The following is a 24,929-nucleotide window of genomic DNA, read 5'->3' as shown; positions in this document are numbered from 1 at the left end:
CTAGCCGCCGTTCAATCCTGGGAAAATAACTGGGATAACCTAACGGCTTTTTTAAGCTATCCCAAAGAGATCAGGAAACTCATCTACACGACCAACATTATTGAGAGCTTCAATGCCAGTTTAAGAAAATATACGCGCAATAAAAAGGTCTTCCCTAACGATGATGCAGCTCTTAAATCTATATACTTAGCAGCTCAAAGCATCAGTAAGAAATGGAAGAAAACAAGATCTAAGTGGGGGCAAATTTACAATCAATTGTATATTTGTTTTCCAAATAGGTTATAATCAAATTATTTTAAACCTATGAATTTTGAAATTATTTTTCAAAAACACAAAATTTTGGATAGACTCAGTAAATACATAATTGATAGATTGTTCTTCTTTATCAATTATCTTTTTAATAATATCAGCATAAAGGTATTTCTCAATAATTATTTTGTCAATTTTAGAAGGTATTGAGTTATTTTGGCTTACTTCAGAACCAACTTCGGTAAAATATTCTGAGTAATCCTCTTTTCGGAATTTTGCATATTCTTCGTTAAGTTCTCGTTCTTCTTCAAGAGTAAAACTTAGATTCATTGAGTCAGTTGAAAATCTTTTTAGATTTTCATAATCTTTATTCAATGTTTCTACTTTGGATTGCAGATTTTCTATTAATTTGTTTTTCTTTTCTATGTTGTTATTAAGTTGTTCAATTTTTCTATTTAGGTCTGACTTTTCTCTGTAGTTCGCTTTGATGTCCTCTAATTCACTTTCTCCAATTGCTAATTTTTTTCTTCCTTGGATATCGTAAAATCTATGTTCAAAAAGATTTTTTTTTTTTTTTTTTTTCAGAGCGTTATTAGAAATCAGGTCGAATATTAGCATTAAATATGGCAGGACAATAATATAGATACCTGCGATAATTAACGGTAAAAAAAGAATATTCCAAGTCGATTCATAATTTAATTCAATCAGTTCAATTCGCTTCTCTACTGTTTTGCTGGAAAATAGAAACGTTACAATCGGTTTCCAATTGATTGCTATCCAAGAAATAGCAAATGCTCCAATAAAAGGATTTTTCAATCTATCTTTTGAGGTATCTAGAATGGCTGTTATTATTCCTTTCATTGGCGATTGGTCAAAATCTGTTACAACTAGTGAACATAAGCAATTTATCGAAAAAGTACGTATATACAACAAGTATAAGGTGTTTATGCGTACAAAAATATTGAAGTACTCATAAGCAATCCCTTGGTCGTTTATGAGTACTTGTCTAGACTGTCCAACGCTGCTTCAAATTAAAAGAGGTCGTTTGTGGGCTGGATACTCTTGGCCACTCTTCTTTTACGGCCAGCGTATTTGCTACCGATGCCGAACATCAGCGTAGCGATGGTGGCCGTAAAACAAGACTAAGGGAATATGCTGCTGTAGATTTTAATCTTTGAGCAAACTTTGTTGGAACAGTTTATAGATACGGGTATATTCATCTGTCCAGCTACTAGGCTCTACAAAACCATGTCTTTCTACGGGGTAGAGGGCCATTTCCCAATTGTGTTTTTCTAGTTCTATCAATCGCTGTGACAGCCTTACCATATCCTGAAAATGTACATTGTCATCGACCATTCCGTGTAAGATCAATAGATCGCCTTTTAATCCGTCTGCGAAATAAATGGGCGAACTCCTTTTAAACGCCAAACTATCGGTAGCAGGAGTGTTTAATATGCGAGCGGTATATCCATGGTTGTACGCCGCCCAGTCTCCTACAGATCTAATGGCCGCACCTGCTTTAAAAGTGTCAGGAGCCGTAAACATACCCATCAGGGTGATGAATCCTCCGTAAGAACCTCCGTAAATACCTACTTTCTCCTGGTCGATCCCCAAATTATTTACCAAATACTGGGCCCCATCCACTTGGTCGGAAAGGTCCTTTCCGCCCATGTGTCTGTAGATGCCAGTACGCCAATCCCTACCATAACCGGCACTGCCGCGGTAATCGATATCTAAAACGGTATAGCCGTTATCTACCAAAAGGTTGTGGAACATAAACTCCCTAAAATACGAGCTCCACCATTTATGGGCGTTTTGTAAATACCCGGCACCGTGGACAAAAATAATGGCAGCATTGTTCTTTACCTCCGCATTCGGACGATATAAACGCGCATGAACCGCCTCGCCATCCTGGGCCTTAAAGGTTATTATTTCTGGGTCTCTCCAATTGTATGCCTTAAATTCCTCGGTTGTGGAAAAGGTGAGCTGTTTGGCAGATTCCCTACTATTGTTGCCAACAGGGTTGGGCTGTAGAAAAAGCTCCGTTGGTTTGTTGGAATAGGAATACAAAATGGCCATATTGCGTTCGTCCGGTGACAGTACCACCTCATTGTTTCCCGTCATTTGGGTCAGTTGAACAAGTTTCCCTCCTCCTATAGGCATGGTGTAAAACTGACGGTCGCCAGGGTGATTTTTATTGGCCGTAAAATACCAACGAGAACCGTCTTTTGAAATCTCGGGATTGTAAATTTCAAATTTTCCGGAAGTAAGGGCCTTGGCCTTTTTAGACGTTACATCCATAACATACAGATGGGAGTAGCCGGTTTTTTCGGACTGGAACCATATGGTTTTGTCATCTGGCAACCAACCTAATGCTCCACCGCGATATCCGCCAATGCCAGGACCTGCAATCCAAGCCTGATCGTGCTGGTGGTCTAAGTTTTTAACCGTACCATCCCTGGGGTTTAAAAGCACTATCCACCGATCCTTATAATCGTTGGTGTTAATGTCTAAAACTCCATATTTGCCATCCTCGCTCCACACCGGGCCGCTGATATAGCCAATGCGATTCTTGTTCTCATAAGGTTTGTCCGGGTAATCCTTGGTGTATTCCGGCACATAATCCAATCCTTCAAGATTGTCGAGTGCCACAGGATATACCTTTCTGTTGGCAATATCGTAGACAAACATTTCGTATTCGCTAGGTTCGTCACCTACCTTAGACCTTGTGTTTTGGTTTTCGGTATAACCCGATTCGGTAACGAAGTGGGGAACAATAGTACCTTCTTTTGCCGTAGGATGTTTGATGGTTAAATAGGTGATGTATTTTCCGTCTGGACTTATTTTTAGGTTGCTGATCGATTTTCCTTCTGGGTCTATGGGCAAGGGGGCTTTTGCCTCATAGCGCTTGTTCAGTTTCTCGGCCTCGTCTTTTTTGGCCTTACGGCTGCGCAGTACATCAAATAGTTCCAATTGGTCATTGTACAACCATTCATCCTTAGTGCTTTTCTTTTTTTCAGTAGCCTTTGCCTTAAATTTGGTGAGCTGTGAGGTAGTGCCACTAGAAATATCCCAAGTATACATATTATTGTCTTTTACATAGGCCACTTTGGAACCATGATCGGTGAAATGAGGGCTGCCCTCATAAGCTTCCGTATCGGTAATTTGTGTAATGGCATTGGTCTTGAGGTTGACCATAAAAATATCGCCATGCTTGGCGTATATCTTTAGGGAATGATCCTTGTTAAAAACTCCCCAAGGGCTAGGCAAGGCGTATTCGGTTTCAAAATCCGTTTTTTCAATTCGAGCTTGCTTTACATTATAACCGTACAGGGAGTCGCTGAAAGCTTTTTCGGGGTTCCATTTAAAGTATAGGGTTTCGCCATTTAAGGACCATTGTGGACTAGAAGGAAGCTGTCCCACAAAATCGTCTCCTTGCATAATTTCCTTTATCGATAAGGGAGATTTATTTTCTTCCTGTGCAAAACAAGCCGCAAGATTAATTAAAAGAATGCTGCTTAGGAACCAAAGGTTTCTCATGATAGTTTTTTATTAAATTGAAATGGTTTTAAGGTGTCATTTCCTCCCTCTTTACAGAAGATAAGGAACAGGGTAAATATCCAAAAACTTGGGTGATCTTACAAGATTGGAGTCTGTTTATTGAAGTGACAGGTATTATAAAGGAGAGTGGGGTATTATTTTTAGCATTTTAACTTGGTGGGATAGGGCGATTATTATTTATAAAATTCCTTGGATTTATAAGGTTTTCCAAGGTTAAGCCTACATTGGGATCTTGGTAAAAGCGCTTAAAATATCTTTTTTCTAAATACTAGTGGCGCAGCGGTCTATTTTCTATCTTTGCAGCATGGTAAAAGATGAAATTTTAGGGTTGGTAGACAAAGGACTTATGCTTCCTCTTATGGAGGAGTTCTATACCATCCAAGGCGAGGGATTCCACAAAGGAACGGCCGCGTATTTTATTCGTGTAGGAGGTTGTGATGTAGGATGCCACTGGTGTGATGTAAAGGAAAGCTGGAATGCAGAAACGCATCCGCCAACGGGCATAGAACATATCGTAAACAATGCCGCTAAATATTCGGATACCATTGTAATTACCGGGGGCGAACCCTTGACCTGGGATATGGGGCCTTTAACAACGGCCTTAAAAGAGAAAAATCTAAAAACACATATAGAAACCTCCGGGGCATACCCGCTTTCTGGGCAATGGGACTGGATCTGTCTTTCGCCTAAAAAAAATAAGCTGCCAGAAGGCATTATCTATGAAAAGGCACACGAACTAAAAATGATCGTGTATAATAAGCACGACTTTATTTTTGCCGAAGAACAGGCAGCAAAAACGAATAAAGATTGTATTTTATACCTTCAGCCAGAATGGAGCGTAAAGGATAAGGTTACGCCTTGGATCGTAGATTATGTGATGAAAAATCCAAAATGGAAGGTGTCCTTGCAGACCCATAAATATTTGAATATTCCTTAAAAGGACTATAAACACATCAAAAAAAATAGCGGGGCCAAGCCCCGCTATTTTTTTTGATGTGTCTTGATAAGAAGCTGGATCCGTTGTAGGGCATGTACTCTTTTCTTAGCTCCTTATATCAAATGGCATCCATACACCTAGGGTGCATTTTAATAATACGTATTTCTAAATAGGGCTGTCCAATCCTATTGCTATCTTAACTACTGGATATACTTGTAGATGCTGTCATTATTCCGCGTTAGGGATGGCGGCGGCATCCCCGCAGCGAAGCAAGGGATATAGCCAAGAGCCCGACCGACGTAGGAGGGAACGCCCAAAGCCTCATTCAAAAGCCGTAAAGTATTTCCCGTAGCCATGTTCTAAGGACAGGTCGCATCCTGTGCTGACAGGCCCCCAGTGTGAAAGGAACAGCCGGGGGCTTTCGTGATTCTTTTGACAGCGATCCGTAAAATATTACTTGCCGCCGTTCGCTTTTAAATCTCTTAAACATTCTACCCCAAAATTGGGAATAGCACCGTTTTTGGCCGTTAGCATTTTTCGCATCCCACTACCAAATTCCAGCTCGGCACGCATTAAACACCCATCTATATTGCAATGGCTATCGGCTTCCGGATCTGCATGGTCGTTCACAGACGGACTCCCTAAATCTACCAAACCAAATAAATGGCCGGCCTCATGATGAAGCGTGGCCGTTTCTACGGTCGTATTGGATAAAAGGATGCTTTTGTTGGCGATATTACGGATGGTAGCTTCGTAAATGACCATGGAGGTGTTTCTATAAACGGCTCCCAAGGTCACCAAATCTTCTTCTGGTTTATCGGCGCTCGATGGGGCGTCCGAAAAATAAATATATAAGGACAGGGTGTCGTCGTCATTATAAAAGCTCCTATGTTCCTTTTCCAAATCGACGATCTCCTGTATGCTGAGACTGTCCTTGCCGGAAGACGGCAATTCCTTAAATACAAAATCTATCTTATCCTTGTTTATGCGCTCTCCCAAAAAGGCCGTAAAATTATTGATGGTTTCTTGGGTAGGGTTAAAGCCTTTCACATACCCAATTTCAATAAGCAAGTTTTTGAATTTCTCGCTCGATAGAAAGTCGCGGGCAGAATCTCCCGCATTTTTTAGGTTTGCCGTTCTATCTATCTGTACTTCTACCGGTTCATTAATCGTGTCTTTAGAACATGCTAAAAAGAAAACAAAACTAATGAGCAGTACCAAGGAGAATCTTTTCATGTGTATATTTTTTAAGGAGATTCCTAATTTGAGTTTAAATAGTCTCAATTACTGTGCTAAACTTGCATAAGATAAAACGTTTATGCTTTATTTCCTATTCCTTTATCAGAGTAAGTTTTGCCAAATAGTCGTAATGTTCGCCTTCGTATACCAGTTCACAGTTTAAATTATTGGCATTTGCTGCTCGTTGTAAGGTGTTGTAATCTATGTACAACCATGGGAGGGAATCGCTTTTTTCGCCTTTGTATTCCATCACAAAATCTACTTCGCCATAGTATTTGGTATTGTCGGGAATCCAATAGCCTCCATCCTCATCTTCTTCGAACATATAAATGATATCGCTTGAATCTAACAATAGCTGTCCGTTTGGTTTTAGAAGGGTCTTTAAATGCGTAAAAAGGGCATCGATATTCTGCAACTTGCCCACTATGCCTATACCGTTCATCAGCATTAATAGGGTATCGAATTTTTGGTCCTTAAAGTCATAGATATCGCTGCATACTGTTTGCGTAATGCCTCTTTTAATACAGGTTTCTATAGCGCCTTTAGAGTGGTCCAGGGCGGTTACCTGAAGTCCGTTTTTCTGTAGGTAAAGGCTATGGCTGCCCGCTCCGCATCCGATATCCAAGACGGTACCTTTGCACAATTTTAGGGCCTTTTGCTCTACAACAGGCATTTTTTTATAATCCCTAAACAAGTATGGCAGGGGTATCGTATCTTCTTCTTCCAACGAAGAATAGGTCTTTATATCCTCGGAATAATTACCCGCATGGTAATCTGCTATGGCCTTGCCAAAAATATCCTTCTCCATTTAAATTTGTATTTTACATGCAAATGTGAGACTTTTAGCGAACTTTTAAAAGTTTATTGCAGAATGGATGAGGTAATTAGGGAGCTGCCCAAGCGCGCTCAGGAAAAGCAAACGGAAAACAAAAAGTATTTTGCCAAACTAAAAAAGAAGCCGCCAAAGAACTTGGATTATGTGATGCAGGAGCTTCACGAGGCTGAGTTTGAAAAAACCGATTGCCTACAATGTGCCAATTGCTGTAAAACTACCGGCCCCTTGTTTACCAATATAGATGTAGAAAGGATAGCCAAACACTTTAAACTTAAACCTCAAAAATTTATCGATCAGTACCTGCGTATCGATGAGGACAACGATTATGTGTTGCAGGGTGTGCCCTGTACCTTTTTAGGGGCCGATAATTATTGCTCCATTTATGAGGTGCGTCCAAAAGCTTGCCGCGAATTTCCTCATACCGATCGCAGAAAGTTTCAGCAAATTAGTAACCTCACCATGAAAAACGTGGCCATATGCCCTGCTGCCTATAATATTGTAGAGGCCATGAAAAAAAAGCTACCCATGTGAGGCGAAGGCTGTTAGACGAAGGGAACAGTAACGATGAGGCCATGTAAATAATGGAGCGCGCGGAATAAAGAAGAATTAGTACCTTTAATGGCGATCGGGGGTATCTCCGAAAACTTGAATCGTTTATGGAGGCTTTTTATAACTATTTTGAAACCATACCCCCGGCCCATAGGAGCCTTATTTTGGTGTCTGGGATCGTATTTTTTTGGGTCTTGGAATACATGATTCCCTTGTTTAAGCTTAAATACAAGAAATTTAAGCACGCGGGGATCAATATATTTTTTACCCTGACGACCATTCTCGTAAATTTTCCATTGGCTTTTTTGTTGTTAAAAACCAGTGATTGGACCCTTGCCAATAATTTTGGGGTATTACAATGGCTGTCCCCAATGCCGCTATGGGCGAAAGTACTATTGGGTGTACTGCTTTTAGATTTAATCAGCGCTTGGCTGGCTCATTGGGTAGCGCATAAGGTGAAAGTGTTATGGGGCTTTCATATCATTCACCATACAGATCACCAAGTAGATACTACTACAGCCAATAGGCATCACCCTGGAGAAAGTGTGCTGCGTTTTGCTTTTACCTGCTTGGGAACATTTATAGTTGGAGCCCCGGTGGCCATTATTATGATCTACCAAGCCTTCTCGGTGGTTTTTTCACAGTTTAACCATGCCAATATTTCCCTGCCCAAGAAACTAGACACCGTATTGAGTTGGATCATCGTGTCTCCTGACATGCACAAAGTTCACCATCATTATAAATTGCCGTATACAGATAGTAATTACGGGAATATTTTTTCTGTCTGGGATAGGCTCTTCGGGACATTTTTAAAACTTCCTAGCGACAAAATTATTTACGGGGTAGATACCTGCCCTAATGAAAAGGAGAATTCTAACATTTTGAGCTTGTTGAGAATTCCCCTTAGGAAATATATTTCGCATCAGGAGGTAGAGGTGCCTTCTTCTAATCAATCATAAATTAAATATTTGGCCCTTATTTTTTTAAAGGCTTCAATATCTTTTTGCCAGCTTGCCTTGATCTCCTTTTCGGATAATCCGGCCTCAATTTGTTTTTGTAAAACGGCAGTTCCCGCATGTTTGGTAAATCCGCTAGTATTAAAAAACAGACTCTTGTCTTTGGTGTTTTTATATGCGTCCAACAGGTAACTAAGATCTACCTTATTTAATTTTGGGGTTTTGGACAAGTCTTTCCCGTAGCATAGTTTGCCCTTTTCCTTAGGATCTTTTGATCCAAAATTAGGCTTGGGAGTATAGGTGAAATCATATTTGCTGTGATCTAAAAAAGAGGCACCGTAGCGTTGAAATTGAAACTCCGTTCCCCTGCCGGCATTAATATTGGTTCCTTCAAAGAATCCTAAACTAGGATATAGGTAGATGGAGGTATTGTTAGGTAGGTTTGGGGAAGGCCTTATAGGAAGTACGTACTCTTTGTTACGGTCGTAGTTCTCCATGGTTACCACGGTAAGCTGGGCTTTTAATTGTTGGTCTAGCCAGCCTTCTTCGTTGATCATTTTGGCATATTCGCCAATGGTCATACCGTACACCAGCGGAATATTGGTCATTCCTAAAAAGCCCTGGTGTTCGGTTTCCATACTGGGGCCATCTACATAATGTGCATTGGGATTAGGGCGGTCTAAAACAATCACCGGAATATTATTTTCTGCACAGGCTTCCATCACCAGTTGCATGGTGGCAATATAGGTATAAAAGCGTACGCCTACGTCCTGTATATCGAACAAGACTACCTCTATATCTTTCAATTGGGCCTTAGTAGGCTTGCGGTTTTTTCCGTAGAGCGATATCAATGGCAATCCGGTTTTTTCGTCCTTCCCATCGGTTACTTTTTCTCCGGCATCGGCTTCGCCACGGAATCCGTGTTCTGGGGCAAAAACCTGCTTGATGCTTATTCCGGAGGCCACAAGAGAATCTACAATATGGGTATATGGATCAGTGGGGCTGTTTTTAAAGATCACACTGGTCTGGTTGGCTACCACCGCCACCTTCTTTCCCTTTAATAAGGGAAGGTAACTCTCCGTACGGTTAGCCCCCACAAGAATTGGGCTTTCCAAGATAGTATCATCTTGGGAAAGGATCGTAGTCTGGCTTTTTTTGTCGCTTGTACCGGGGTTTCCACAATAAGAAAGTGAAATAAACAATAATAAAACAGTATTTTTGAAAACGGATAAAATAGCCATAAATTGAATTTAGAATTTTTTATTGCCAAGCGTCTGGTCAGAGGCAAAGAGCATAAAGTTAGTATATCTGCGCCAATTATAAAAATAGCCATTGCAGCGATTTCTATTGGCGTCATAATGATGTTGATCGCCATAGCAACGGGCGTTGGGCTAAAGCATAAAATACGCGAAAAAATAGCCGCATTTAATGGCCATATCCAGATTTATAATTACGATAATAATACTTCCGATGTCTCTGTAGTACCAGTTTCCATAGAGCAAGATTTTTATCCCGAATTTAAATCGGTCAGTGGTATTAACCACATACAGGCCGTAGCCAGTAAAGGAGGGATCATACGTACCGAAGACACTTTTGAAGGGATCATCGCAAAGGGGGTGGGAAAAGATTATAATTGGAAAGTCTTTGAAGAGTTTTTGGTCGATGGCGTGCTGCCCGATTATACGGACGCACTCAACGATGAGGTGCTTATTTCGCGGATTTTGGCAAACCGCCTGCATTTAAAAACAGGGGATTCATTTTTTTCCTTTTTTATTAAGGAAGACCAGCCGTCAAAAATGCCCAATCAACGGAAGTTTACCATCGTCGGTATCTATGATAGTGGTTTTGAGGAGTTCGATAGCTCTTATATTTTTATAGACCTTCGACATATACAGCGCATGAATAAATGGGCCGAAAACGAGGTGGGTAATTTTGAGATATTCTTGGATAATTTTGATGATATTGATGAAAAAGGAAAAGAAATTTACGGGAAAACACTTTCGGACCTAGATACCCAGACGATCAAGGATAAATATTTTAGGATTTTTGAATGGATAGGTCTCTTCGATTTTAATATCGCCCTTATTATTGGGATCATGGTAATCGTGGGGGGGATCAATATGATTACGGCCCTTTTAGTGCTTATCCTAGAACGTACCCAAATGATAGGTGTTTTAAAAGCCTTGGGAGCTTCGAACTGGAGTATCCGTAAAATATTTTTATATAATGCCACCTACCTGATAGGGATAGGACTGCTGATTGGAAATGTTATTGGCCTGGGGGTTATTGGGATCCAAAACAAATTTAGATTGTTTAAATTCCCAAATCCCGAAGAGTACTATATCGATTATATTCCTGTGCATACAGATCCGTGGACCGTATTGGGACTCAATGCTGGGGTTTTGTTGCTCTGCTTATTAATGTTATTGGTACCTTCTTACATCATAACAAAAATTTCGCCAGTAAAGGCCATTAAGTTTGAATAGATAGCTAAAGTCGTAAGAATTAACAACTGTAAATATTAGGGAAAACCGTCCTGATTTAAGGGGTGGGACTACCCGTAAAAATAAGTAGGCATAACCAGTATCTCTCAGGAAGGGACGAAGCCGTTTTTTAGTCGCTGCCATTATTTTTGAACCCTGAAACTAGTATCTTTGAAGCCTATGAAATATTTTAAGAATATTTTAGAAACCATAGGAAATACGCCCTTAGTAAAGTTAAACAAACTTACTTCGGAACTGCCATGTTTGGTATTGGCCAAATACGAGACATTTAATCCTGGCAATTCGGTAAAAGACAGGATAGCGGTGCAAATGATAGCAGATGCTGAAAAGGAAGGGCTCTTAAAACCGGGAGGAACCATCATAGAAAGTACTTCGGGAAATACAGGCATGGGATTGGCCCTTGTGGCCGTTGTGAAAGGGTATAAAATGATCTGCGTGATCAGTGATAAACAGTCCAAGGAAAAGGTAGATATTCTTAAGGCTATGGGGAGTGAAGTACACGTGTGTCCTACCAATGTGGCGCCAGAAGATCCTAGAAGTTACTATGCGACCGGGAAGAGGCTGGCTAAGGAAACCCCCAATTCATGGTATGTAAATCAATACGATAATCCAGGTAATTTTAAAGCCCACTATTTAACGACCGGACCCGAAATTTGGGAGCAGACCGAAGGGAAAATTACACACTTTGTAGCGGGTGTCGGAACTGGGGGGACCATCTCCGGGGTAGGGACCTTTCTAAAAGAAAAGAACCCGAATATTAAAGTATGGGGTATTGATACCTATGGGTCGGTATTTAAGAAATATCACGAAACCGGAATTCTTGATAAGGATGAAATCTATCCTTATATCACTGAAGGGATAGGGGAAGATATGTTGCCTAAAAATGTTCACTTCGATATTATAGACGGCTTTACAAAAGTAACCGATAAAGATGCCGCCATTTATACCCAACGCTTGGCCAAGGAAGAAGCTATGTTTTTGGGGAATTCGGCAGGAGCAGCCATGAAAGGCTTGTTACAGCTAAAAGAACATTTTACAAAAGACGATGTGGTAGTGGTTTTGTTTCATGACCATGGAAGCCGCTATGTGGGTAAAATGTACAACGACCAATGGATGAGAGAAAAAGGGTTTATAAAATAAGTATAGACCAACAACTAATTATAAAAGCCAAAAGACAAAGAACACCTAATAAATAAAAAAATAATGATAAGCTTAAAAGGGTTGAACCAAACCGCAAGGATTGATGCAGGGGAATTAGTAGGCTATACGGTAGATGGCCATGAATACATTCATCAAAAAGGAAGCCCGGGGTGGCGAAGTTCGGATACGGAAATGTTTCCAATTATAGGCCCGACCAATGAGGCCGATTTTAAAGTAAGTACTCCTAAGGGAGCAGCAGTACAAGATCAACACGGTTTGTTACGTGAATTACAGTATCAGCTGGTTTCACAAACGGAAGAAAAAGCAGTTTGGGAAAAAACGTATGTCGCCAATACAAAAGTGCAGAATTCTAAATACCCTGCTAAATCTACCGAGGAATTATTGGCATGGCCCTATAATTTCAGGTTTCAAAAAAGCTATGAATTAACGGAAGAAGGACTGAAAATTACTTTTGCCGTTTCCGGAGATCAAGAAATGCCATTTATGTTAGGATACCACCCGGCTTTTAAATTGCATACCGATACCCCCAGTGTACGGGTAAAGGATAAAAGTATAGATCTACCCCAAATATTGGCGGTCGGCAATAGAGCATTGGCAGTTTTGGATACCGAAGAAGTGACCTTGTCCGATGCCGAAGAACTCCACATAAAAACAGAAGGGTTCGGAAATTTTATGCTTTGGACAGAGGTGCCTAATATGCTTTGTATAGAGCCTATTAGTTTTTATCCCTATGCGGCATCACATGAAAACCTGCATACTGGATTTCAGACTTTGACAGAAAAAGAAAAGTTGTTTTCCGTATATCTTCAACCTAATAAATTAAAAAAATAGGTATGCAACAGGCCTTGGAACATCACTATGGGTATCTTTTTGAACCTGAACTATTGGAAGAAATAAAGTCTGTAGGGCTCTATAAAAAAGTGAATCAAGGTGAAGTGTTAATGGCTATAGGCGACACCGTTACCAATATGCCCTTATTATTAAAAGGGGCTATAAAAATATTACGGGAAGATGAAGGAGGCGATGAGCTGTTGCTGTATTTTATAGAGAGAGGAGATACCTGTGCCATGACCTTTTCTTGCTGCTTGGGAAGAAATAAGAGTGAGATAAGGGCGGTGGCAGAAACCAATGCCGAAATACTGATGATACCAGTGCAGTATATGGAACTATGGATGGGGAAATATAAAAGCTGGCAAAAATTTATATTGGATAGTTACCAAGCGCGAATGAAAGAGCTTTTGGAAACGATAGATACCCTTGCCTTTTTAAAAATGGACGAACGTCTATTAAAACACCTGCAGGACAAGGCGAAAGTAACCCAAGACGATTTAATATACGCAACCCATCAGGAGATTGCCAACGATCTAAATACTTCTAGGGTAGTGGTGTCTCGCCTTTTAAAGAAGATGGAAAATGACGGGAAAATTAAGTTGTTCAGAAACCAAATAAAGGTGTTGCTTTTATAAGGCTATTTGAAATAGATTACAACGCATTGTTGTATTGAAGAATCTATTGGATAGGATTTTATGATAAGGGAGATATTCCGAAGAAGGACATCTCCCTTATTAATTCTATATAGTCTTGACTATTTGTAGATACAGGCTTCCGGATCCGATTTTATATAATCCTTATGGAAGTTGATAGCTTTAGGGTCCATACACCCTTTTAGGTTTTTAATTTTCACCATTCTAAAATCTATCGGTTGTCCTTCAGATTGCAAGGCAATAAATCCTTCCTTTAATAATGTACCATCAATTTTAACCGCTGGGTCATAGCCGTTTGCCACGCCACCACCAATTTGGGGTTGGGTATACTCTAAAACCTTTTCCCCATTAATAATATGGGTCACTAGAGAATCGCCCAAAACAATGGCTTCGGCACGTACCCACTGATCGCCGTAATAGGTTTTTGAGGTAGAATTAATACAATGTCTAGGATCTATTTTACCTTCATAAACGACATCGGTCCCTGGCGAACACATATTTCCTGTAGGTCTGGGAGAACCTTCTTCTAGTCCGGCTAAAAACTGCATTTCTACAGAAATAGGCCAGTCTTGTTCTTTAAGCATGGTTCTTGGGTCTTGGGAATGAAACATTACCCCGCTATTTTTTATGGTATACCCAGGTGCTCCAGGATGTAACTCTCCAACAAACCTATATTCTATCACCAAATGGTAATACGAATAAGGGGTGTTATAATATAAATGGCCATATCGTTCGTTAAAATCGCCTTCGTACTTGTCGTATCGCACTTTTATAATACTGTCTTCTACCCTAAAGGTGTCGCCGTAATTATCGCCAACTTCGTAATGGTGAATTTTGGTGGTCCAATCGTTTAGATCCTTCCCGTTAAACATATGTACCCATTCTCCGTTCTGCTCTTGGGCAACCGGTTTAAGGGTGGTACATTGACATAAAATTAAAAGGCAGGCACTGTAAAGTGCCATAGAAAAAAACTTCTTCATAGTGGTCTCTTTTAGGTTTAAAGGCTTGTAAAAAACAAGCTTACAAGGTAAAGTTTTTTTGAATGAATTCTCTGTTTTTAAAGAAGGTTTGTGTCGTGGTGACTACAATTATATGAGGATAGTGGTTTTGCTTTAAGGATTAAATGCTAATTTTGGGGAATGAGCAGGTTTTTACCTTTTTTGGAGTGGCTTCCCAAATACAATAAGCGCAAATTTGGAAACGATGTTGTGGCCGGATTTACCGTAGGGGTTATCCTAATTCCACAGGGAATGGCCTATGCCATGATTGCGGGGCTTCCGCCCGTTTATGGGCTTTATGCCTCCTTGTTGCCAGCGCTTGTATATGCTTTTTTAGGAACTTCTAGAAATGTAGCCGTCGGCCCTGTGGCAATGGATTCTTTGTTGGTAGGGGCAGGATTGGGAACCCTTGCCATTGTTGGAATAGAGAATTATATTGTAACGGCCTTACTATTATCTTTTATGGTAGGGGCTTTTCAGCTTGTCTTGGGACTTTTTAGGATGGGCTTTTTAGTCAATTTTATGTCAAGACCCGTCATCAGCGGCTTTACGTCGGCTGCGGCCTTGATTATAATTTTTGGCCAGATAAAGCATTTGCTAGGTTTAAAGATGGAGAATAGCAGCAAATTCCACGAATTGGTGCTCCATGCCTTTCAAAAAATACCGGAAACCAATTTTTACGATTTAGCGATTGGGTTGGTAGGGATATTTACCATAGTACTGTGTAAAAAGTGGTTTAAAAAATTCCCGGCCATTTTAATAGTGGTCGTTGCCAGTATTTTAACGGTTTATTATTTTGAGCTCGAAACCTATGGGGTTGAGGTAGTGGGCAAAGTGCCTTCTGGTTTTCCTTCCTTCCAATTTCCTATTATTGATATGGCCCTGATTAATGATATTTGGCCCATTGCTTTAACCTTGGCTTTGGTGGGGTATTTAGAAATTATATCCATAGGGAAGGCCCTAGAGGAAAAAGCCAAATTAGAAACCATCGATCCAAATCAGGAATTAGTAGCCTTGGGGACCTCTAATATGGTAGGGTCTTTTTTTCAGGCCTATCCGGTGACCTCTAGTTTTTCTAGATCGGCCATAAATTATGAGGCAGGGGCAAAAACGACCATAGCTTCTATAATTTCCGTGGCCATGGTAGCACTAACCCTATTGTATCTTACCCCTTTATTTTATCATTTGCCCAATGCCGCCCTTGGGTCTATTATAATGGTTTCTGTTTTTAGTCTAATAGATGTTAGTTACCCTAAAAGTCTGTGGAAGGCCCGAAAAGATGAATTCATGGTACTGCTAATCACCTTTTTCTTTACGCTGTCCATGGGGATCGTCGAAGGGATCCTAATAGGGACGCTCCTATCCTTATTATTGATGGTGTATAGGACCTCTAAACCCCATTTTGCCGTTTTGGGGAAGCTTAAGGATTCTGATTATTATAAAAATATAAACCGTTTTGGCGAGGATGTGATCATACGCGAAGACCTGTTGGTCGTACGGTTCGATTCCCAACTATATTTTGGCAATTCGGTATATTTTAAAAATAAGTTGCTAAAGTATATCCAAGCAAAAGGCGAGCCGCTTAGAGCAGTGATATTAAACGCCGAAGCCATTAATTATATAGACGATTCTGCCTCCAATATGCTGATGAGTGTTTTGGAAGAAATGCATAAAAAGAACCTTCACCTGTATATAGCAGGGGCTATTGGTCCGACAAGGGATATAATATTCCGAAGTGGTCTGATTGATTATTTGGGAAAAGAAAATCTTTTCATCACTATCAAAGAGGCGGTGGCCTATCATGATGATCCTAATTCCGGCCCTTCGTTATGGGAAAGAGTAGCACACCAGAACCTAAGCAACTAAAGTTACTTACAGAGTAATAAAGAACTTGTAATTTTGGTGTACAGAAAATAAGTAGTGATTTTTTTAGGGATCTGATTCCCGAGTATAAATATTAAAAGTAAGTAGTATGAATATAGAACAAATATATACGGGTTGTTTAGCACAAGGTGCCTATTACATAGAAAGTAAGGGAGAGGTAGCTATTATAGATCCATTACGGGAAATAACACCATATTTAGAAAGGGTAAAAACTGATAAGGCAGTTGTAAAGTATATTTTTGAAACTCATTTTCATGCCGATTTCGTCAGCGGGCATGTAACCTTATCCAAAGAAACCGGTGCGCCTATTGTATTTGGACCATTGGCTAATCCGTCTTTTGACGCAATTATTGCCACCGACGGACAGGAATTTCCTTTAGGGGATATTACTATAAAAGTATTGCATACCCCTGGGCATACCATGGAAAGTACTACCTATTTGTTAAAAGACAAAAACGGGAAGGACCATGCGATATTTTCTGGGGACACCTTGTTCTTAGGAGATGTAGGGAGACCAGATTTAGCCCAGAAAGCTGCCGATATGACGCAGGAAGAGTTGGCAGGGATCTTATTTGAAAGCCTTAGAAATAAAATAATGACACTCTCGGATGATGTTATCGTGTACCCCGCACATGGAGCAGGCTCTGCATGTGGGAAGAACATGATGAAAGAAACAGTGGATACCTTGGGGAACCAGAAAAAAATGAACTATGCCCTGAGAGCAGATATGACCAAGGAAGAGTTTATAAAAGAGGTGACCGATGGATTGTTGCCTCCTCCAAAATACTTCCCATTGAATGTTCAAATGAACAAAGAAGGGTATGAAGATATAGCCGAAGTGCTCGAAAGAGGAACCACTGCCCTTACACCAGAAGAATTTGAAGAGGCAGCCAATGCTACCGATGCGGTGATATTGGATGTGCGCCACCAAAGCGAATTTGTAAAGGGCTATGTGCCACGTTCTATTTTTATTGGCCTGGATGGTGGTTTTGCACCATGGGTAGGAGCTTTGATAGCCAATGTAAACCAAACGATTTTATTGGTGGCCCCAGAGGGGAGGGAAGAAGAGGCTTTAATTAGACTCTCCCGTGTAGGTTTCGACGGTACTATTGGGTACCTAAAAGGAAGTTTTGAAGCTTGGAAAACTTCGGGTAGAGATTATGATACCATTACCTCCTATCCTGCAGAAGAACTAAAAGAAACCTTATCCGATAAAAATATTCCGGTTTTCGACGTGCGAAAGGAAACAGAATATTTGTCCCAACATGTTATTGATGCCGAGAATACGCCCTTAGATTTCTTAAATAACCATATGGGGCAGTTCCCCAAAGATGAGACCTTCTACGTGCATTGCGCCGGTGGGTATAGATCTGTAATTGCAGCTTCCATATTAAAAAGCAGAGGTATCCATAACCTAGTTGATGTTGGGGGTGGCTTTGCCGCAATCAAAAAAGCAGAAGTACCCGTCACCGAATATGTGTGCCCAACAACCTTATAAATGCTGATCATTAGTACAGGGACAAGTACCCATAAGGGTACCTTATCCTGATAACAGGCTAAAGGCCAATGAACCCTCCTTTTTTATCAAAATTGGAGGGCTTTTTTTGCGGTATATTTTTGAAAACCTAAAAATTGGGTTGCTTTTAAGAACAGTCGGTACCATGAAATGAAAAGGAGCTGGCTTGGCATTTGTCTCGTGAATTACGATTCGTGTAAGCAGAAAAAATACTTCCTAAGGGTATCGTTCAGTCAGTCATTTCTGTTTTTATTGGAAAAATGATTTTTGTCATATTTTTATGATAGCCGTGTTGATACTTTAGCGGGTATAATTTTTTAGTAAGATCGCTATGATAGTAAATTACTTGCCGCTGGTAAATTGGGGAAACGGAATAATAATGATCGCTATTTTCGGTGCCGTATGTGTCGGATTGGTAACTGTAGTACTGTTGTTAATGTACGGTGACAAGAAAAAATAAGGCGACCAGCACTCTGAATATTTGTGATTCGCATACCAAGAAAGTTATAACATAATATTTTTGGATGGGTATTTTCGCAAGTAGGTAGCAATGATGTTTTTAATGTCCTTATTGTCTTTTTGAGGTTCGATATAAAGATTCAATTCTTCAATGGTCCGCACCGATTGGTCTTTCGGTATAAAGCCATAGCCTTTATACAAGCCGTTGGAAATTAAGACAAAGGCTTCCTCATCTGCATGCCTTCCTTTCTCTTTAATGCAAATATTTTGAAGCTTAGATGTTATCCCAACAATGGCTGCCATAACCTTTTTGTTGTATTCAGAAATAGATTCCTCTCCTTTACAGATGCCCGCACAACTGCTTATTTTGTAATGCGAACAACTACTTGTGTTTTCTTGCAAATGGCAATATTTAGGACAAAGTTCAAAGTCTTGGCACAGTTGTTCTAAAAACAACCTACACTCCGTGATATTGGGAAAGTTCAGCAATGGATTGGGGATTAATTTAAGTTTGTTAAAGGCCAAATGAAATATTCCATTTCTATCTTCATAGGTAAAAATACCGTATTCTTGAGCGTTGTTTTTTTGGCTCCGATTGTATTTTGGAAAGTGTTTTTTAATGGCAGCAGATTCCATCAAAAGCGCAATTAATTCGTTACCCGATAATTCAAATCCGATATCATGGGTTTCTTGGCACAAGCGAATTTCTTTGTTCGCCTTATGGTAAAAATGCCCTAGGACCCTTTTTTTTATATCGATGGCTTTGCCTATATATATAATTTTGCCCTGGTTGTTTTTAAAATAATAGACGCCGGGCACATTGGGAAGTTTATCAAAAACCTCCATGGGCAGGGATGGTGGCAGGGTGGCTTGTTGAGACCGGGCATTTAAAAAGGAATCAAACACCGTTTCGGCATTCTTGGCCTGTAATAAATGTTGCAATAAAAGTACCGTGGCATGGGCATCGCCCCGGGCCCTATGTCTGTTGGTTAAAGGTATGTTTAGGGAAGAACAAAGTTTTCCCAGACTATAGGAATTATACCCCGGAATTAATTTTCTGGAGAGCCGTACGGTGCATAGTTTTTTTCGGGTGAAAGGAATACCGATGGTCTCAAATTCGTGTTTTATAACACGATAATCAAAATTCACATTATGGGCAACGAAAATGGTATCCTGTGTAATTTCCAAAATCCTTGTAGCGATGTCCTCTAGCTTTGGAGCATGACGGACCATATCGTTATCAATACCAGTTAATCCAGTGATAAAAGTAGCGATAGGGCATTGCGGATTCACCAAGGAAGTAAATTCTTCGATGATTTCACGACCATCAAACTTAAAAATAGAAATTTCCGTAATCTTATTGCCTTGGATACCGTTGCTTGTAGTTTCTATATCGACGATGGAGTACATAAAAACGCTGATTAAAGGACAGGGGTAACTAAAGTTATGGGATTTTTTTGAGAAAAGCGCATTCCTATTCGCTGAAATTATGAGATGTTTTGCTAGAAGCAGATACTTAATAATAGAGGACGGCTAATAGGGGCGAAGCTTTTAATAAAGGTGTGGCCATGACAATTTATATAGCCCATTGGGATACTACTTTGGGCGTTCCCTCCTTCGTCGGGCGGGGCCTTGGCTATATCCCTTGCTGCGCTGCGGGGATGCCGCCGCGGTCCCTAACGCGTAAAATAGTAGGGTTGATGTGCTATGGCAATTGGAAAAAGGAAGCAGCAAAGGGATCCATCCCAAAAAGCTGGTGAGAAGGAAGTTTATTGGGAAAAATGAGCACTAGAAATACTAATGAGACAATATCTATAGCACAAAGAAAACATCTTAATGACTCCTTATTCATTATATTTAAGAATCAAAATAGAAAAGATGATCATGGCAAAATGCATAGTAGTACTTTTTGGGATATTCCTAATAGGGGTTGGTTTTTTTGATGGTTTTAGCTCCTAAAAATGCCAGGAAAATCATAAAGAAAGCTGCAAGTACCGATCTATTTCATTATACTGAGGTCAGTAAACGTTTGCTGCCGGCAATTGCCATGATAGTCTACGCAGATACCTCAGTTTACCCCATGGCTTTTAAACTCTTCGGAGGTATAATGGTAATAACTTCCTTGGTGCTGTATTTTGTGCCTCGAAAAATGCACCATCAGTATGCACTAAAATGTGCGGAAGTATTAAAACCAACGCTTATAAGGCTACTTTCGCCTATTGCAGTCCTTCCTGGAAGCTTGTTAATAATAAGTGTCAACTGAATACGGGCGAATCGACATTTGAAACGCACAAAGGCCTCGATGGTTTTTAAGTTGATTGAAGCACTGAAATGGTACTGCGATGAAAAACGTATTCATCTGCCGGGGCATAAAAAAGGGTATGCTGTCGTGCTCTAATGGACTAGTGAAATGTAGTAGAATTAATAATAATCTTCGTTTGCAATTTTAGCCCAGGAATGAGAGGTCATCGCCGCCGTGGGATGGGAAATCACACACATAGGTGGCGTCGTAAATTTTGAGATTAAAGAATCGTTTCTGGTAAGACCACAAGACACACATTTATAGGTTGCCATAATGATGTAATTTTAAGATTTGAACGTAATTTAATAATCATTCTACTCTTAAAAAGACCAAATATATAAACGTAAGTTTTTTTTGGATTAACGCTCAGGGTCTAGGTATACGGTTACTTGAGTCCCGCTACTGCTATAGTTTAAGGTAAGGGTCGCTTCTACATCATAGCCCAATAATTTTAATCGTTCTTTTACTAAAGCCAGGCCTTTGGAGGTATGTAGTGGCATAGTTGTTTTACTTTGCTTGCCTATACCGTTGTCAATGACCTTACATTCTAATAATTTGGTATCGGTATACCCAATGGATAGAGTAAGGGTAGGATTTTTTATCCGTTCTGGAAAAGCGTGTACAAAAACATTTTCTACGAAGGGTTGTAAGATCATGGTCGGAATTTCTGTGGAATGAAGATCAATATTTTCGGCAACCGAAATGATTACCTTAATCCTATTCTGATACCGTATATTTTCTATTTCAATATACGTGGTCAAATACTCCAATTCATCTTCTAAGCTAATATAGGGAAGGGTAGAGTTGTCTAAGTTTGTACGGATCAATTGGGAAAATTTACCAAGGTATCGTATGGCCATTTCTTTGTCATTACTAGCGATATAATGTTGAATGGAATTTAAGGTGTTAAAAATAAAATGTGGATTCATTTGTGCCAACAAGGCTTCCATTTTAGTTTCTTCTACCCTTTTTTGAAACAGACTTTTTTGGAGTTCAAAACGATTGTTTTTTCGTATTTCATTTTTGAAATAGGCAATAATCACCCCTATGAAAAATAAGGCAAGAAGGCATGTAAACCACCATTTTTTATAATAAGGTGGCGATATTTCAAATCCTAGCAGTTGTTTTTCCGTATGGATACCGGTACTCGAATCGATAATTTTAACGGCTATATCGTAAGTGTTAGGCTCCAAATAAGGAAAAAACAATTCCGGTTCTGTAGAAGGACTACTCCATGCTTCTGAAGGGTGCAATCTGTATTGATACTGCAATTTGTTGGGGTAGGGGTGCTTATTGGTTTTAAAGGCTATTCGAATAGAATTCTGATCGTGATCAAAAAGGAAGTTTGTGTGAGTTTTGCGAGCAGGTAGGGTGAAACTGCTGTCTCGGACCGTTATGACAGTAGGATGCACTTCAGTAATCATGGGGTTCATGTGCGTAAACCTATCAAGAAATACGGTGTAAAATCCGTTTTTGCTTCCAATGTATAAGTTGTTATCTATGAGTTGGGCCGAAAGTAAGGGTGGTTTTAATCCCTGTTCATGGTCTAAAAAGATTAAACTGCCATTATTGATAATGTTCAATCCTTTTTCGGTGCCTATCAATAAATTATTCCCGTAACTCTTTAGAAAAGTAATGTTGTTTCCATGAATTTTTGCCCGAGGTATTTTTTCTATGACCTTAAAATTTTCCTTTCCATCTTCAACGATATAGACATCTCCTTCTTCATTGGATATTGCCAAATAATTCCCAAGTGCTGTGATGTGCCTTAAATTGCTTTCGCTCCAAATCCCTTCATTATAATAGGACTTAAATTTATGATCATAGGTAAATAGGCCAGTAAAAACAGAAAGCAAATAGGTTTTGTTTTCGCTTTTATAAGAGCCCACCACCAAGGTAGGGGTATGGACATCTTCTTCGGGGTAAAACGTGTATTCTAAAGGGTCTAGATTGGAGTAAATTCGCAACGAATGATAGGGATGGGTTTCTATAAGTTGGTTGGCCGGGGTAAAGTTGAACTCTAAGGTATGTAAGGGGAGGTACGCTAAAAAATTGCCATGCTTGTCAAAACGGTAGATTCCGATACAAGTATTGATCCAATAATCGGTCAGATGGTTCTTAATGGAATATAGTGTAATATCAGTTACTTTGGTATCATATTTTAACTCATAAAAAAAGTCTTCGTACTTTGGAAGCGCATTGCTATGGGTTGCCACGTATTGTTGAGACCATTTTTTTAATTCTCGGGGCGTTATAGTCCTAGTGGCAATCTCTATTTTGTCATTATATAATATGGCCCTACTTTGGTCGGTATGGGCAAAACCCAGGACGGTTTCGTTTTCTTTAGGATGAAAAAGAACCGATTCGTTAAGTTCTATTTCATATAAACCATTGTCTAAAGTTCCTACATAGAGTTTCTCCAAGTCGGGATCATAAGCAAAGGAGACAATGTTTTGACTTTCTATGCCCATTTTTGTAGTTACGGAAACCATAGAATCCTTTACTATCTGATACACCCCCCCGGTATTGTCATATATGCCCCAAGCGGCAGCAAAGAGTCGGTTTTTTTTTGTTTTCTGGTAACCCCAAATGATAGAAGTTCCCAAAGGTTTAGGGCTGGGATGTTTGGCAGGGGATAGAAAATCCTGAAGATGGTGTTTCTGGTAAAAACCTTTGTTGCTCAGTAATATAGAATCGTTTTCGATATGGGCGCCATAAAGAAAGTGTTGGTCGTTAGCGAGCGTTAAGGTCATTTGCTCATTGTTCAATTCAACTTTATAGGTCCCAGACCTATAAGAAACAGCATACACCTGGTCTTTATAAACAACGAATTCACTGATTCTGAATAATTGATCGGAGTTCTCCAGGGTTTTAGAATGTATAGCCATGGTTTTGGTATTTATAATAGAAATACCATGGCTAGTGCCTACATAGAGTAACCCGTTAACATGGAGGATTTTAGTTATTTCGTCATGGATAAGGCCCTCTTTTTTGCTATAGGTAGTAAAATTTTTACCATCGAATCTACTGAGGCCGCGGCCATAACTGCCAAACCACATATTGTCTTGGCTGTCTTGTGCTATGGCCCAAGTATTGTTCAGGGCCAGGCCGTCTTCGGTAAAAAAATAGCTGAAATTATTGTTTTGTTTTTTCGCTACCCCATTATTAGTAGCAATCCAAAGAATATCCTGATGGTCTAAAAATAAGGCCCGTACCGTATTGTTTGGTAGTTCGCCTTCCGCAGAATAATGTTTAGAAGGATAGGTTTGTGCAAAACAGACCCACTGAAATAAAAGTAAGAATATAAGGTTAATCTTTTCCAAACAACTCTTTTAAAAATTCGGCTTCTTTTCTATGTGCTACCGGAATTGTGAAATTATCCGTTAACTCTACGAGTTTATCCATTTTATTATAGCGTTTTACAGCATCCATTTTAATCAGAAAAGATTTATGGACCCTTTTAAACAAGGCTTCGGGAAGTAATTCTTCTACAGTTTTCAAGGGTTTTGAAACCAATATATTATTTTCATTGGTCATTTGAATTGTGGTATAATTCCCGTCCGATTCGCAGTATATAATATTCTTGGTATGGACGCACTCGACGCCGTTGCAGGTAGGGAATGCCATTCTTCGGTGATTGTTGGTATTCCTTTCGTTTTCCAAGTGTTCCAATAAAACCTTCATCTGCTCTTCTTGAGGGATCTTTTTAGGTCTGTTTTCCAAAAATTTATGGATAGCTTTGCGAAAAAGATCCGTATCGATAGGTTTTAAAAGATAATCTAAAGCGCTACACTGGATGGCCTGAATGGCATACTGGCTATAGGCGGTAACAAAAATTACTTCGAAATTAATTTTAGAAAAGTATTTAAAAAGCTCAAAGCCAAATTCTTCGGGCATTTGTATGTCCAAAAAAACTAAATCGGCGTCAAAATCCTGAATAGCCTTCACCCCATCTTTTACTGAAGAACAAGATCCGACAATGGTGTAGTCTTCCGGAAAATATTCTTTCAACATATTTGTCAACAATGATCGGGCGATAAATTCGTCATCGATGATTACAATTTTTGTCATAGTAGATAAGTATAGGTTTAGCTTTTAATGCTGCCTTTTTTATCAAAAGTAGGATTTTTATTCTATAAAAAGTATAATGTTTATGTCGTAACAATCATACAAATAAAAAAATACGGCTATGCAATACTATTTAGGAGTACAAGGCTTTCGTTTAAAAATTTCTAAGGGGCTAATGCTTATCTATATAGAGTGTAGGTAAGTAAAAACAGTACTTTTTATGTGAC

21 protein-coding genes are annotated in these 24,929 nt (G+C 39.6%); 11 read left to right on the top strand and 10 right to left on the bottom strand.

What is annotated here, in order from left to right:
- Positions 1 to 285, top strand: a 285-nt coding sequence (locus BUA16_RS15305; RefSeq protein ID WP_178338899.1) for a transposase, incomplete at its 5' end; no start/stop codon positions are given.
- On the opposite strand, the gene BUA16_RS15300 is transcribed toward BUA16_RS15305, so the two are convergent.
- Together BUA16_RS15300 and BUA16_RS15295 are read right to left on the bottom strand one after the other, a co-directional pair.
- Complete coding sequence (locus BUA16_RS15300) at positions 286 to 1,110, bottom strand: hypothetical protein (protein ID WP_072765618.1); 825 nt, start codon at positions 1,108 to 1,110, stop codon at positions 286 to 288.
- A gap of 306 nt (positions 1,111 to 1,416) precedes the next feature.
- Complete coding sequence (locus BUA16_RS15295; protein ID WP_072765617.1) at positions 1,417 to 3,789, bottom strand: S9 family peptidase; 2,373 nt, start codon at positions 3,787 to 3,789, stop codon at positions 1,417 to 1,419.
- 325 nt (positions 3,790 to 4,114) lie between these two features.
- On the opposite strand from BUA16_RS15295, the gene BUA16_RS15290 reads away from it, so the two are divergent.
- Entirely contained in the window at positions 4,115 to 4,747 is a 633-nt protein-coding gene (locus BUA16_RS15290; protein ID WP_072765616.1) for a 7-carboxy-7-deazaguanine synthase QueE, read from the top strand.
- 453 nt (positions 4,748 to 5,200) lie between these two features.
- Here the strand turns inward: BUA16_RS15290 and BUA16_RS15285 are convergent, their stop codons facing one another.
- Entirely contained in the window at positions 5,201 to 5,983 is a 783-nt protein-coding gene (locus BUA16_RS15285; protein ID WP_072765615.1) for a hypothetical protein, read from the bottom strand.
- Positions 5,984 to 6,077: 94 nt separating this feature from the next.
- Complete coding sequence (locus tag BUA16_RS15280) at positions 6,078 to 6,794, bottom strand: class I SAM-dependent methyltransferase (protein WP_072765614.1); 717 nt, start codon at positions 6,792 to 6,794, stop codon at positions 6,078 to 6,080.
- A gap of 63 nt (positions 6,795 to 6,857) precedes the next feature.
- Between BUA16_RS15280 and BUA16_RS15275 the strand changes: the two genes are divergently transcribed.
- Both BUA16_RS15275 and BUA16_RS15270 read left to right on the top strand, forming a co-directional pair.
- A complete protein-coding gene (locus tag BUA16_RS15275; protein ID WP_072765613.1) occupies positions 6,858 to 7,352 on the top strand; it encodes a YkgJ family cysteine cluster protein in 495 nt (164 codons plus the stop codon).
- A gap of 125 nt (positions 7,353 to 7,477) precedes the next feature.
- The gene (locus tag BUA16_RS15270) at positions 7,478 to 8,329 is read left to right on the top strand and encodes a sterol desaturase family protein (RefSeq protein ID WP_072765612.1); all 852 of its coding nucleotides are present in this window, start codon (positions 7,478 to 7,480) and stop codon (positions 8,327 to 8,329) included.
- Here BUA16_RS15270 and BUA16_RS15265 read toward each other — a convergent pair.
- The gene (locus tag BUA16_RS15265) at positions 8,320 to 9,567 is read right to left on the bottom strand and encodes an exo-beta-N-acetylmuramidase NamZ family protein (RefSeq protein WP_072765611.1); all 1,248 of its coding nucleotides are present in this window, start codon (positions 9,565 to 9,567) and stop codon (positions 8,320 to 8,322) included. The two genes, BUA16_RS15270 and BUA16_RS15265, sit on opposite strands and share 10 nt — an antisense overlap.
- 3 nt (positions 9,568 to 9,570) lie before the next feature.
- Here BUA16_RS15265 and BUA16_RS15260 point away from each other — a divergent pair, with 3 nt between their 5' ends.
- From BUA16_RS15260 to BUA16_RS15245, 4 genes are all read left to right on the top strand, one after another.
- Positions 9,571 to 10,812 carry an ABC transporter permease gene (locus BUA16_RS15260; RefSeq protein WP_072765610.1) on the top strand — a complete coding sequence of 414 codons (1,242 nt, stop codon included), beginning with the start codon at positions 9,571 to 9,573 and terminating at the stop codon, positions 10,810 to 10,812.
- A 177-nt stretch (positions 10,813 to 10,989) separates the two neighbouring features.
- On the top strand, positions 10,990 to 11,970 hold the full coding sequence (locus tag BUA16_RS15255; RefSeq protein WP_072765609.1) for a PLP-dependent cysteine synthase family protein: 981 nt from the start codon (positions 10,990 to 10,992) through the stop codon (positions 11,968 to 11,970).
- Between the two features lie 63 nt (positions 11,971 to 12,033).
- The gene (locus tag BUA16_RS15250) at positions 12,034 to 12,822 is read left to right on the top strand and encodes an aldose 1-epimerase (RefSeq protein WP_072765608.1); all 789 of its coding nucleotides are present in this window, start codon (positions 12,034 to 12,036) and stop codon (positions 12,820 to 12,822) included.
- Positions 12,823 to 12,824: 2 nt separating this feature from the next.
- Entirely contained in the window at positions 12,825 to 13,457 is a 633-nt protein-coding gene (locus BUA16_RS15245) for a Crp/Fnr family transcriptional regulator (RefSeq protein ID WP_072765607.1), read from the top strand.
- A gap of 119 nt (positions 13,458 to 13,576) precedes the next feature.
- Here the strand turns inward: BUA16_RS15245 and BUA16_RS15240 are convergent, their stop codons facing one another.
- A complete protein-coding gene (locus tag BUA16_RS15240; RefSeq protein ID WP_072765606.1) occupies positions 13,577 to 14,455 on the bottom strand; it encodes a 3-keto-disaccharide hydrolase in 879 nt (292 codons plus the stop codon).
- Between the two features lie 159 nt (positions 14,456 to 14,614).
- On the opposite strand from BUA16_RS15240, the gene BUA16_RS15235 reads away from it, so the two are divergent.
- The 3 genes from BUA16_RS15235 to BUA16_RS19100 all read left to right on the top strand — a co-directional run bounded on the left by BUA16_RS15235 (position 14,615) and on the right by BUA16_RS19100 (position 18,333).
- Positions 14,615 to 16,339: a SulP family inorganic anion transporter gene (locus BUA16_RS15235; RefSeq protein WP_072765605.1), complete on the top strand. Its 1,725-nt coding sequence runs from the start codon at positions 14,615 to 14,617 to the stop codon at positions 16,337 to 16,339.
- Positions 16,340 to 16,445: 106 nt separating this feature from the next.
- A complete protein-coding gene (locus tag BUA16_RS15230) occupies positions 16,446 to 17,855 on the top strand; it encodes an MBL fold metallo-hydrolase (protein WP_072765604.1) in 1,410 nt (469 codons plus the stop codon).
- Positions 17,856 to 18,204: 349 nt separating this feature from the next.
- Entirely contained in the window at positions 18,205 to 18,333 is a 129-nt protein-coding gene (locus BUA16_RS19100) for a hypothetical protein (RefSeq protein WP_262482966.1), read from the top strand.
- Between the two features lie 44 nt (positions 18,334 to 18,377).
- On the opposite strand, the gene BUA16_RS15225 is transcribed toward BUA16_RS19100, so the two are convergent.
- The 4 genes from BUA16_RS15225 to BUA16_RS15210 form a co-directional block, all read right to left on the bottom strand.
- The gene (locus BUA16_RS15225) at positions 18,378 to 19,742 is read right to left on the bottom strand and encodes an exonuclease domain-containing protein (RefSeq protein WP_072765603.1); all 1,365 of its coding nucleotides are present in this window, start codon (positions 19,740 to 19,742) and stop codon (positions 18,378 to 18,380) included.
- A gap of 1,011 nt (positions 19,743 to 20,753) precedes the next feature.
- On the bottom strand, positions 20,754 to 20,906 hold the full coding sequence (locus BUA16_RS18725) for a hypothetical protein (protein ID WP_178338898.1): 153 nt from the start codon (positions 20,904 to 20,906) through the stop codon (positions 20,754 to 20,756).
- A gap of 87 nt (positions 20,907 to 20,993) precedes the next feature.
- A complete protein-coding gene (locus tag BUA16_RS15215; protein ID WP_072765602.1) occupies positions 20,994 to 23,957 on the bottom strand; it encodes a sensor histidine kinase in 2,964 nt (987 codons plus the stop codon).
- Positions 23,944 to 24,705, bottom strand: a complete 762-nt coding sequence (locus BUA16_RS15210) for a LytR/AlgR family response regulator transcription factor (protein ID WP_072765601.1) — start codon at positions 24,703 to 24,705, stop codon at positions 23,944 to 23,946. Before BUA16_RS15210 ends, BUA16_RS15215 begins: the two co-directional genes overlap by 14 nt.
- Positions 24,706 to 24,929 lie beyond the last annotated feature (224 nt).

The organism is Arenibacter nanhaiticus (assembly GCF_900141935.1).
Classification (GTDB): Bacteria; Bacteroidota; Bacteroidia; order Flavobacteriales; family Flavobacteriaceae; genus Arenibacter; species Arenibacter nanhaiticus.
The sequence above is the reverse complement of the archived record's forward strand: the minus strand, read 5'-3'. Positions and strand labels throughout refer to the sequence as shown.

What these genes read in the sequence shown, in the direction of transcription:
- BUA16_RS15295 (WP_072765617.1), bottom strand. Translation starts at nt 3,789, where the DNA reads ATGAGAAACCTTTGGTTCCTAAGCAGCATTCTTTTAATTAATCTTGCG.
- BUA16_RS15245 (WP_072765607.1), top strand. Translation starts at nt 12,825, where the DNA reads ATGCAACAGGCCTTGGAACATCACTATGGGTATCTTTTTGAACCTGAA.
- BUA16_RS19100 (WP_262482966.1), top strand. Translation starts at nt 18,205, where the DNA reads ATGATAGTAAATTACTTGCCGCTGGTAAATTGGGGAAACGGAATAATA.
- BUA16_RS15250 (WP_072765608.1), top strand. Translation starts at nt 12,034, where the DNA reads ATGATAAGCTTAAAAGGGTTGAACCAAACCGCAAGGATTGATGCAGGG.
- BUA16_RS15225 (WP_072765603.1), bottom strand. Translation starts at nt 19,742, where the DNA reads ATGTACTCCATCGTCGATATAGAAACTACAAGCAACGGTATCCAAGGC.
- BUA16_RS15290 (WP_072765616.1), top strand. Translation starts at nt 4,115, where the DNA reads ATGGTAAAAGATGAAATTTTAGGGTTGGTAGACAAAGGACTTATGCTT.
- BUA16_RS15285 (WP_072765615.1), bottom strand. Translation starts at nt 5,983, where the DNA reads ATGAAAAGATTCTCCTTGGTACTGCTCATTAGTTTTGTTTTCTTTTTA.
- BUA16_RS15275 (WP_072765613.1), top strand. Translation starts at nt 6,858, where the DNA reads ATGGATGAGGTAATTAGGGAGCTGCCCAAGCGCGCTCAGGAAAAGCAA.
- BUA16_RS15265 (WP_072765611.1), bottom strand. Translation starts at nt 9,567, where the DNA reads ATGGCTATTTTATCCGTTTTCAAAAATACTGTTTTATTATTGTTTATT.
- BUA16_RS15255 (WP_072765609.1), top strand. Translation starts at nt 10,990, where the DNA reads ATGAAATATTTTAAGAATATTTTAGAAACCATAGGAAATACGCCCTTA.
- BUA16_RS15300 (WP_072765618.1), bottom strand. Translation starts at nt 1,110, where the DNA reads ATGAAAGGAATAATAACAGCCATTCTAGATACCTCAAAAGATAGATTG.
- BUA16_RS15235 (WP_072765605.1), top strand. Translation starts at nt 14,615, where the DNA reads ATGAGCAGGTTTTTACCTTTTTTGGAGTGGCTTCCCAAATACAATAAG.
- BUA16_RS15230 (WP_072765604.1), top strand. Translation starts at nt 16,446, where the DNA reads ATGAATATAGAACAAATATATACGGGTTGTTTAGCACAAGGTGCCTAT.
- BUA16_RS15210 (WP_072765601.1), bottom strand. Translation starts at nt 24,705, where the DNA reads ATGACAAAAATTGTAATCATCGATGACGAATTTATCGCCCGATCATTG.
- BUA16_RS15240 (WP_072765606.1), bottom strand. Translation starts at nt 14,455, where the DNA reads ATGAAGAAGTTTTTTTCTATGGCACTTTACAGTGCCTGCCTTTTAATT.
- BUA16_RS18725 (WP_178338898.1), bottom strand. Translation starts at nt 20,906, where the DNA reads ATGGCAACCTATAAATGTGTGTCTTGTGGTCTTACCAGAAACGATTCT.
- BUA16_RS15280 (WP_072765614.1), bottom strand. Translation starts at nt 6,794, where the DNA reads ATGGAGAAGGATATTTTTGGCAAGGCCATAGCAGATTACCATGCGGGT.
- BUA16_RS15270 (WP_072765612.1), top strand. Translation starts at nt 7,478, where the DNA reads ATGGAGGCTTTTTATAACTATTTTGAAACCATACCCCCGGCCCATAGG.